Origin of the sequence: Paractinoplanes ferrugineus, from assembly GCF_016862195.1 — a bacterium.
GTDB lineage: Bacteria > Actinomycetota > Actinomycetes > Mycobacteriales > Micromonosporaceae > Actinoplanes > Actinoplanes ferrugineus.
This window is the reverse complement of the sequence record NZ_BOMM01000092.1, coordinates 24,429-33,241: the sequence shown is the minus strand read 5'-3', so window position 1 is coordinate 33,241 and position 8,813 is coordinate 24,429. Positions and strand designations below refer to the sequence as shown.

Here is an 8,813-nt window from a genome sequence, read left to right as displayed (position 1 = left end):
GTGGGCCTTCTGGCATGCGAGGGCGGGTGCGGCGGTGCTTTTGGGCCCATTTGCTGTAGGGCCTTTCTCCTTGGTGCCGCAGTCCTGGAAGATCCGGCGGATTCGGTGTGAGCGCCCACACCCGGGGCTCGGGATGAGGAACGAGCGCTGCTCGCTGGACTGGATTTAGGCGTAGTCGATGTCCAACCGCCCTATTAGCTCAGGCCGGCGGCAGTCTGTCGGTCGGGACGACTAGGCCGTTCTGGTAGGCGAAGACGACTAGCTGCGCCCGACCGCGGACCTTGAGCTTGGCCATCGCCCGGTTGATGTGCGTCTTGGCGGTCAGCGGCGACAGGAACAGCCGGGTGCCGATCTCCTCGTTCGACAGCCCGTGGGCGACAAGGACCACGACCTCGCGTTCCCGGTCGGTCAGCACGTTGAGGGCCTCGGTTACCGCAACACGTTCGAAGATCACGGCGGCCGGGGACGGTCCGGGCGTGGTCGGTCACGCTTTGGCCGGGTTGCGGCAGCGGCGGCGCGGCCACGATCCGGGCCGGATCACGGTCGATGTCGCGGTGATGCTCGCCGATGGTGGTGAGGCCATCGCCGATCTGGCGGTGCGGCGTAACGAGGCCGGCCCGTTCGGGTCGGTCGCCTCGGACCCCACGGCGTGGCGACTGCTGTCGCTGAGCCAGGTCCTCTCGCTCGCCACGCCGCCCGGCGCGCTGGAGATGATCAGCGCTGGGAGATGACGCTCGGGGCGTCGTGTCATCGGCCTGTGCGCAGTGCCGTTGCGGCGTCTCGCAGTGCGTTGGCGAGTCGATCGACGTCATCGTCTGTGGTGGCCCAGTTCGAGAAGGACACCCGCACCGCTGCTCGACCGTGCCATACGGTTCCGGCGACCCAGGCCTCGCCGCTGTGGCGTACGTGCTCGCACACCTGCCAGGTGGTCTCGTCGTCGTCGATGCGGACGAGGACCTGGTTGAGCACGACGTCGTTGCAGACGATGAAGCCGGCGTCATCGCGGACGGCGTCAGCCAGCCGGCGGGCGTGATCACAGCAGCGTTCGATCAGGGCCTGGACGCCGGGGCGGCCCAACGATGCCAGTGCCGCGTACACGGGCACGGCGCGAGATCGGCGGGACATCTCGGGGACGAGGACGCCGGGTTCACGGGCGGTGCTGGTGGGCAGGTAGCTGGTGGTTGCGCCGAGCGCGGCGCGAGCGGCGTTGGGGTGATTGACGATGGACAGGCCGCAGTCGTATGGGACGTTGAGCCATTTGTGGGCATCGGTCGACCAGGAATCGGCTCGCTCGACCCCGGCGACGAGTTCCGACAGGCGTGGTGATGTCTGTGCCCACAGTCCGAATGCGCCGTCGACGTGGACCCATCCGCCGTGTTCGCGGGTCAGGTCGACGATCTGTGCCATGGGGTCGCAGGCGCCGGAGTTCACGTTGCCGACTTGTGCGCACACGATGGCGGGAGTTGGGTCGGCGGCGAGGGTGTCGGCGAGCGCGTCGGCGAGCATCGCTCCTTGGTCATCGACGGCGACGCGTTCGACGAGGCGCGCTCCCAGGCCGATCATCTGGATTGCCTGCAGCACCGACGGGTGGACCTCGTCGCCGGCGATCACGCGGACGCGGGGGGCCTGAGTGAGCCCATCGGCCTCAACGTCCCAGCCCTGCCGTTGCAGTAGGACGTGGCGTGCGGCGAGCAGACCGACGGTGTTGCCGGCCGTGGCGCCGGTGACGAACCCGACCGTCGCTTCAGTCGGCAGACCTAGCACCTGCAGGATCCACTGTTCAGTGACGGCATCGACCGCGGCACCTGCCGGCGAGGACATCCGGCTGTAGGCGGTCTGGTCCCAGGTGGACACCAACCAGTCGGCAGCCAGCGCGGCGGGAAGGGACCCGCCGACGACGAGCCCGAAGTAGCGAGGACCGGCGCTGGCGATGGTGGCAGGGCCGAGGATCGCGGCCAGCCGTTGGACCACTGCCACTGCATCCGTGGCGTGCTCCGGGACCGGGCCGCTGAGAAGGTCCAGGACCTCGTCGTAGCCGGTGATCGCGTCCACATGCCGGTCCGGCAGATCCCGCAGGTACTCCATCGCCAATTCCGCTGCCCGCCGAAGAACGATATGTGCCCCATCAAAGGAATCAGAGGCGGTGCTGTGATCCATCTACTTCTCCTTCACCCGAACTCGACCGTGCAGGACTAGCCTCAGCCCTTCGTCAAGGGCTGTCCAAGGGTTGGGCTGGAAACGCAGAAGTGCCTTCTGATCTGGGAAAATAGGGCTTGTCGAGAGTCCTGTTCATCCCGTCACGGAAGGCACTTGCAGGGTGCAGGCTACCCCAACACGTCCGTAGATCGTGGTCACAGGCGGCGGGCGGGGCGTGATCAGTCACGCCGGTGCCCGACTGCTCGCCGATCTCGCCGACGCGACCGGCCTGACCAGCACGTTCAACCAAGCTCTCGCCGGGCTGCGGCAGCGGCAGCGTGGTCACGACCCGGCCGGATCGCGGTGGACCTGGCGGTGATGCTCGCCGACGGCGGCGAAGCCATCGCGGATCTCGCCGTGCTGCGCCACCAGGCCGCACTGTTCGGGCCGGTCGCCTCGGACCCGACCGCGTGGCGGCTGCTCGCCGACCTCGACGAACCGATGCTGGCCGAGCTGCGCGCGGCCCGGGCGGCGGCCCGCGAGGTCGCCTGGGCCCAGCACACCGAGACCCGCGGCGAGCTACCCGCACCAACAGTGGCCGATCAGCAGGTGCCGGGCCTGGTCCTGGACGTCGACGCCTCCATCGTGCTCTGCCACTCCGACAAGGAATCAGCGACCCGGACCTGGAAGAAAACCTTCGGCTTCCACCCGTTGTGCGCTGAGACCAGACGCGTCACCACACTATTCCGATCACGCCGGCATGGTCAGACGCAGAGCTCATGTCAAAGCGCGTGCCAACACTGTGGTGTTGTGCGTATTGCATCCACTATTGGCCAGATTTAGTCGGGCATCCCCCAGGTTGGATCCGACGGGTCGCATTCAACTGCCGGAATCGCGTCTTTCGGAATGACCCGCGTTCAAGCAGATCGTGTGCGGCTGATGTCGGGAACGTTCGAAGCCAGGCGGGGGTTGTGGTGTCCGCGTCGGCGATGGGCGGTGGCGGTTCCGGTTGTGCTTCTGCCAATCGGGATTGTTGCCACGGCCACGACGGACCGCTGGGGAATATCGATCGCGACCGCGGTGCGCTGCGGACGCCGGGTCGGCGAGCGCGCGGTGAGCCAGCCGTACCAAGGCATAGAGCCCGACATGCCACTGATCGGCGGCCGTGGTCCACGAACCTGACCGCACATCCGAGGTCCGCTGCGATTCTCGCGACGGACCTCATCGATGATCGGCCACTGGACGCCGTGATCGCGGCCGACTGCACGATTTGGCGACCGCCGTACCGGTGCCTTCCATAACCGTGTGGTTGGCCGGGACCGGCCCGACCTGCTCGGTGCGTGTTGCGGCCGAGCGGGATTCGGCCCTGCATCGGATCGGTCGCGCCGGCCGGGCTCACGCCGTGAGCAGGCTGAGCGCCATGCCGAGAATCGCGGTGTTGTAGACGAAGGCGAGAAGGCCGTGGCCGATGACGACGCCGCGGGCGTGACTGGTCCGCACGGAGACGTCGGTGGTGCCGAACGTGGTGCCGATCGCGAAGGCGAAATAGGTGAAGTCGAGCAGCGTCGGGCGCGCGGTGGCCGGGAACTCCAGGTGCGGTTCGCCGGTGTTCTCCAGCTCCAGCCGGGCGTACCGCTCGGTGTAGGCCAGATGGAGCATCACCCAGGCCGTCAGAACCATGAGGATGCTGACCGACCGCACCATGACCGCGTTCGCGTCGCTGCCGCGATAGAGCGCGATGTGCATGCCGCTGCCCAGCACGATGAACGAGGTGCTCGTGATGATCACCCGGGTCGTGCGCCGGCCGGCGAGGGTGCTGGTCCAGTTGCGGTTCCCGCGCTGGGCCCGGCGGATGCGCCGGAAACGGATGACCGTCCAGATGGAAGCGAGGGCGACCCAGGGCAGACCGGTGAGCACCAGGAGCCGGGTGAGCGCGCCGATCCGGGTGTTCTCGTCGGCACCCAGGAAGACGGCGACGGCGGTCACGACACAGGCGGACACGAACACCAGATCGAACATGCTTCGCCTCGGGGGCGCCGCCACCATTGTCTCGCTCGGCATTTCTCTCCATTCCGGGTCGGGGAGGGTCGGTCCAGGACGGGCAGGCTCGCGTCCGCGACGCCCGTGCGGCCGCTGGGGTAGGGGAGGGCACACGCCCGACGAAGCGCCTCCGGAGAGAACGCCGATGTGGTCCCGCCGGCGGGACAGGCGTGGTTCAGCCCTGCTCGCACCGGTGGCGGTCGAGCACCATGCGCGCGCCCGGGGCCGGGCGGGCGTCGACGAGCGCGAGGCTGCGCGGAAGCTTATCTCCGGCGATCATCGAACGGCACAGCTCGCACGCTCGACGAGATGCGCGGACCGGGCGCGGCCGGGCCGCCGGCGGAGCCGCGGCTGGTGGCGGCGAACGCGGGACCTCAGCCGGTCAGGTCGGCCGGTGCGAGGTAGGCGGTGCGGCGGGCGCCGGTGCAGGCGCCGGCCACGACCGGGCGCCAGGTGACGGTCAGGTTGTCCTTGAGCCGGCCGGTCGCCAGTTCGCAGTACGGATCGCGGCTGACCGTCGCGTAGCGGCCACTCACCGGGTCCAGCAGGACGCCGCCGGAGAGCAGGACGAGGCCACTGTCGACCGGAGGGCCGCCCGGGCCGACGAGCGCGTTGAGCCCGCCGATCAGGGTCGGGACGATTGCGGTAGGCCGAGCGTCCGGGCTCAGAAGATGATCGAGGAGAGCCGGCTCAGTCCTGCTCCCCACGAGCCAGGATGTGAGGGACGGACGGTGCCGTCGACTGACCAGCGAGCAGGGACCAGCGAGGCGGATCGGGCCAAGAGGCTGCCGACGATGAACGGGACGGTGCCACGGGCGTCGAGTCGGATTCTCGTGACCCCGGTCGGCCTGCGGATCCCCGCCGGACTCAACTACGAGGGCTGGGAACGGGCGGGTTTCCAGCTGGCGCAGGTGATGAACTCGTCGGCCTGGTGTATCGGCGACTGGATCGAGCACGGTGAGCGGCGCTACGGGGATCGATATCAGCGGGCCGTGGAGATGGTCGGCCTGGAGTACAAGACCGTCCGCAACTACGCGTGGACAGCACGCCGGTTCACGCTGGACCGCCGGCGGGAGTCGCTCAGCTTCCAGCACCACGCCGAGGTCGCGCGTCTGCCGGAGGAGCAGCAGGAGCTGTGGCTCAACCGCGCCGAGGACCTCCGGTGGTCGCGCAACAAGCTGCGGCTGAGCCTGCGTGCCGCGCGGGGTGAGGCGGAAACGCCGGCGGCGGAGGTGGCCCTGCCCCGGATCGCCGCCGATCGGGATCGCCTGCTGCGGTGGCAGGCGGCGGCGCAGCGCAGCAGCGGGAGTCTCGAGCAGTGGATCGTGAGCATCCTGGACGAGGCCGCGGCCGCGATGCTCGACGAAACGGCGTAGGCGCGTGCCGCCGGAGGGCCGGTTGTCCCGCCGGCGGGACAACCGGCCCTCCGCGCTGGGCGGCCCGGGGCGGCGGGCCGGTGATAATCGGGCCATCGTCACGAAGCCGGCGAAATGGCACTTTTTCACCGGCCTATTGCTCCGCGGCGAGGGTTTCCGCGACCGGGACGCGGATCGCCCGCCGGGCCGGGACGATCGAGGCCGCGAGTGCGGCCAGGACGGCGACGACAAGGAGTACGCCGAGGCGGTCCCACGGCACCGCGAGGGAGATGCCCTCGCCCTCGGTCTTGATCGAGCCGAGCGCCGACAGAGCGATCGCCACGCTCGCCGCCACGCCGATCAGCGTACCGGTCAAGGCCATGATCACCGCTTCGGTAGCGAGCATGATGCGCAGCCGGCGGCGGGTCAGGCCGACCGCCCGCAGCAGGGCGTTCTCCCGGGTGCGTTCGACCACCGAGAGAGTCAGGGTGTTGGCCACGCCGATGAGCGCGATGATGACGGCCAGGGCGAGCAACGCGGTGACGACGTCCAGGCCGCGGTTCAGCTGAGCGTTGAGGTGCTTGGCGTACTCGTCGTGGTCGTAGGCGATCGCGGTCGGGAAGCCGGCCAGCGCCGTCTCCAGGGCCGCGCGTGCGTTCTTCGCCGGCACCCCGGGGGCCGGGTCGACCTGCACGTCGGTGAGGAAGGGTGTCTCGAAGGCGGCCCTGATGTCGGCCGGGTTGAGCCAGACCGTCTTGGTGCCGCCCGTGACCGAGGAGACCGGGAACGTCCGCGTGCCGACCTTGATCTTGTCGCCGGTGGTGGTGCCGGCGTCGGCGGAGACGACCGCGGTTCCGGCCGGCTGCCCGCCGGTTCGTACCTCCAAGCCGCTCGTGTCGTCGAAGAGCTCGTAGGTGGGCCGGGCGGCGGCCAGCTGCGGTCGGGCGGCCAGGGCGTCGAGCAGGGCCGGCGGTATCACCCCGAGGTCGGAGGTGACCAGGAACGCCGCCGACATCTTCGCGTCGGCGCGCCGTTGCGCCGGGGCCTCCGCGCTGTGCGCGAGCAGCGTGAACGTGCCGACCAGGGTTACCCCGACCATCAGGGCGTTGGTCGTGGTGGCGAAACGGCGCGGATTGCGTACGGCGTTCAGCAGCGCGAGCGACACCGTGGCCCCGCCCATCGCGGCGAGCGGGCGGTGCACCAGTCGGAGGAGGAACGGCACCACGATCGGGCTCAGCAGCAGGAACCCGGTCACGATGATCAGCGTCCCGGCGATGGCCAGGCCCGTCGAGTGCACCACCGTGGCCCCGGCGAGGCCGGCCAGACCGGTGGCGGTGAGCGTGCCTCCGGCCGCGCGCCGGGGTCGGCCGGCGGGTCGGGCGACCTGCACGGCGGCGTCGGACAGAGCCTCCACCGGCAGGACCCGTGTGCCGCGCCGGGCCGGCAGCAACGCCGACAGCACGGTCACCCCGACCCCGACGGCCAGGGCGACGAGCACGGTCCGTACGGAGATCACCGGACTGACGTCGGCCGTGGCACCTACCGCGGACAGCGTGACCGGTAGGCCGTACGACAGGAGAACGCCCACCACCAACCCGATCGCCGATCCGCCCACGCCGATCACGGCCGCCTCCAGCAGCACCGAGCGCAACACCTGCCGGCGGGTGGTGCCGAGCAGGCGTAGCAGGGCGGTCTCCCGGGTGCGCTGGGCGAGCACGATGGTGAACGTGTTGGCGATGACGAACGCGGCCATGCCGACCGCGAGCATTCCGAAGCCGAGCAGCGCGGTGCGGAACGTGTCGGCGTCACCGACCGCGGCGTCCGTGGCCCGCCGCACCAACTCGTCGTGCGGCACCGCCTCGGAGCCGGTCGCGGCGGCGATCCGGCCGGCCAGTTCGGCGTCGGTGACCCCGCCCGCGGCGTCGACGATCACGGTGTTCGCCGGATAGCCCGCCATCGCCGCGATGTCGCCGGTGGTCATGACGATCAGAGCGCCCGCACCGCCGACCGTGTCCTTGGTCGCCGGGGTCAGACCGACCAGGGTGTACGTGCCGGGCTCGCCGCCGAAGTTGCTGATCAGCAGGCGGTCGCCGACCCGCAGCCGGTCCTGCTCGGCGGTGTGCTGGTCGAGCACCACCTCACCGGCCGTCGCCGGCATCCGGCCCCGGCTCGCGCCGAACGGCTGCAGCGCCGGGTCGGGCGACACGTTGACGGCCTCGTGCGTGCCCCGGATCTTCCGGCCCTGCGCGGTGGCGAGACCGACGAACGGCAGCGACCACGTCGCCTCGGCGGCTCGCACACCGTCGACCCGGCGGACCCGGTCGGCCAGGCCGTTGTCGTCCCGGGCGGGCTCCGCGGTGACCTCGACGTCGATGTTGTGGTACTGGGCGACGGCGCGGCCGGTCATTGCCGCGGCCAGGCCATCGGTGAACATGAGGCTGCCGCAGACGAACGCCACCCCCAGCACCACCGCCAGCGAGGAGAGCAGCGAGCGGGTGAGGTTGGCGCGGGTCGTGCGCAGGGTCAGCCCGATCAGGCCGGTCATCGGGTCCGCTCCAGCGTCGCGGCGATCTCGTCGGCCGACGGGCTCTCCAGGGCGGTGTCGTAGCGACCGTCGGAGAGGAACACCACGCGGTCGCAGTACGCGGCGGCCCGCAGGTCGTGGGTCACCATCACGACCGTCTGGCCGAGCGCCGAGACCGCGTCGCGCAGCAGGCCGAGCACCTCGGCGCCGGAACGCGAGTCGAGGTTACCGGTCGGCTCGTCGGCGAACACCACCCACGGGCGGGTGATCAGCGCGCGGGCCACGGCCACCCGCTGCTGCTGGCCGCCGGACAGCTCGGACGGGCGGTGGTCGAGCCGGTCGGTCAGCCCGACCGACGCCACCACCCGGTCGAACCATTGCTGGTCGGGCCGGCGCCCGGCGATGGCCAGCGGCAGCAGGATGTTCTCCCGGGCAGTCAGCACCGGCAGCAGGTTGAACCTCTGGAAGACGAAGCCCACGTGATCGCGGCGCATCAGGGTGAGCTTCTCGTCGGTCAGCGTGGTCAGGTCGGCGTCGAAGATCCGGACGGTGCCGCTGGTCGGCCGGTCCAGGCCGGCCAGGCAGTGCATCAGGGTCGACTTGCCGGAGCCCGAGGCGCCCATGACGGCGTGGAACCGGCCCGCCGCGAAGTCGATGTCAACACCGTTCAGCGCGGTCACGGCGGTCTCGCCGCTGCCGTACACCTTGCTCAGGCCGATGGCCCGCAGAGCCGGCACGGTCTTCCTCCCGTTCGTCGA

At 70.4% G+C, this 8,813-nt stretch carries 6 protein-coding genes and 3 pseudogenes; 3 read left to right on the top strand and 6 right to left on the bottom strand.

The genetic code is table 11. The features are described 5' to 3' along the window. Positions 1 to 199: 199 nt before the first annotated feature. Positions 200 to 427 (bottom strand): annotated as a pseudogene (locus Afe05nite_RS42110) (response regulator transcription factor); the annotation flags it as partial. Here Afe05nite_RS42110 and Afe05nite_RS42105 point away from each other — a divergent pair. Continuing rightward, positions 417 to 689: pseudogene (locus Afe05nite_RS42105) on the top strand (IS1380 family transposase); the annotation flags it as partial. The pseudogenes Afe05nite_RS42110 and Afe05nite_RS42105 overlap by 11 nt on opposite strands. A 58-nt stretch (positions 690 to 747) precedes the next feature. Here the strand turns inward: Afe05nite_RS42105 and Afe05nite_RS42100 are convergent. Continuing rightward, positions 748 to 2,157 (bottom strand): pyridoxal phosphate-dependent decarboxylase family protein, encoded by a 1,410-nt coding sequence (locus tag Afe05nite_RS42100; protein ID WP_203822953.1) that lies wholly within the window; start codon positions 2,155 to 2,157, stop codon positions 748 to 750. A gap of 187 nt (positions 2,158 to 2,344) precedes the next feature. Here Afe05nite_RS42100 and Afe05nite_RS42095 point away from each other — a divergent pair. Continuing rightward, positions 2,345 to 2,850: pseudogene (locus tag Afe05nite_RS42095) on the top strand (transposase); the annotation flags it as partial. A 681-nt stretch (positions 2,851 to 3,531) separates the two neighbouring features. On the opposite strand, the gene Afe05nite_RS42090 reads toward Afe05nite_RS42095, so the two are convergent. Next, positions 3,532 to 4,197, bottom strand: a complete 666-nt coding sequence (locus Afe05nite_RS42090) for a DUF1345 domain-containing protein (protein ID WP_203822952.1) — start codon at positions 4,195 to 4,197, stop codon at positions 3,532 to 3,534. 353 nt (positions 4,198 to 4,550) lie between these two features. After that, positions 4,551 to 4,883: a hypothetical protein gene (locus Afe05nite_RS42085; RefSeq protein WP_203822951.1), complete on the bottom strand. Its 333-nt coding sequence runs from the start codon at positions 4,881 to 4,883 to the stop codon at positions 4,551 to 4,553. An 87-nt stretch (positions 4,884 to 4,970) separates the two neighbouring features. Between Afe05nite_RS42085 and Afe05nite_RS42080 the strand changes: the two genes are divergently transcribed. Then, positions 4,971 to 5,552, top strand: a complete 582-nt coding sequence (locus tag Afe05nite_RS42080; RefSeq protein WP_203822950.1) for an LmbU family transcriptional regulator — start codon at positions 4,971 to 4,973, stop codon at positions 5,550 to 5,552. 133 nt (positions 5,553 to 5,685) lie between these two features. Here Afe05nite_RS42080 and Afe05nite_RS42075 read toward each other — a convergent pair whose 3' ends face one another. Together Afe05nite_RS42075 and Afe05nite_RS42070 are read right to left on the bottom strand one after the other, a co-directional pair. Next, positions 5,686 to 8,076: an ABC transporter permease gene (locus tag Afe05nite_RS42075; protein ID WP_203822949.1), complete on the bottom strand. Its 2,391-nt coding sequence runs from the start codon at positions 8,074 to 8,076 to the stop codon at positions 5,686 to 5,688. Continuing rightward, entirely contained in the window at positions 8,073 to 8,792 is a 720-nt protein-coding gene (locus Afe05nite_RS42070) for an ABC transporter ATP-binding protein (protein ID WP_239118625.1), read from the bottom strand. Before Afe05nite_RS42070 ends, Afe05nite_RS42075 begins: the two co-directional genes overlap by 4 nt. Positions 8,793 to 8,813: the final 21 nt, after the last annotated feature.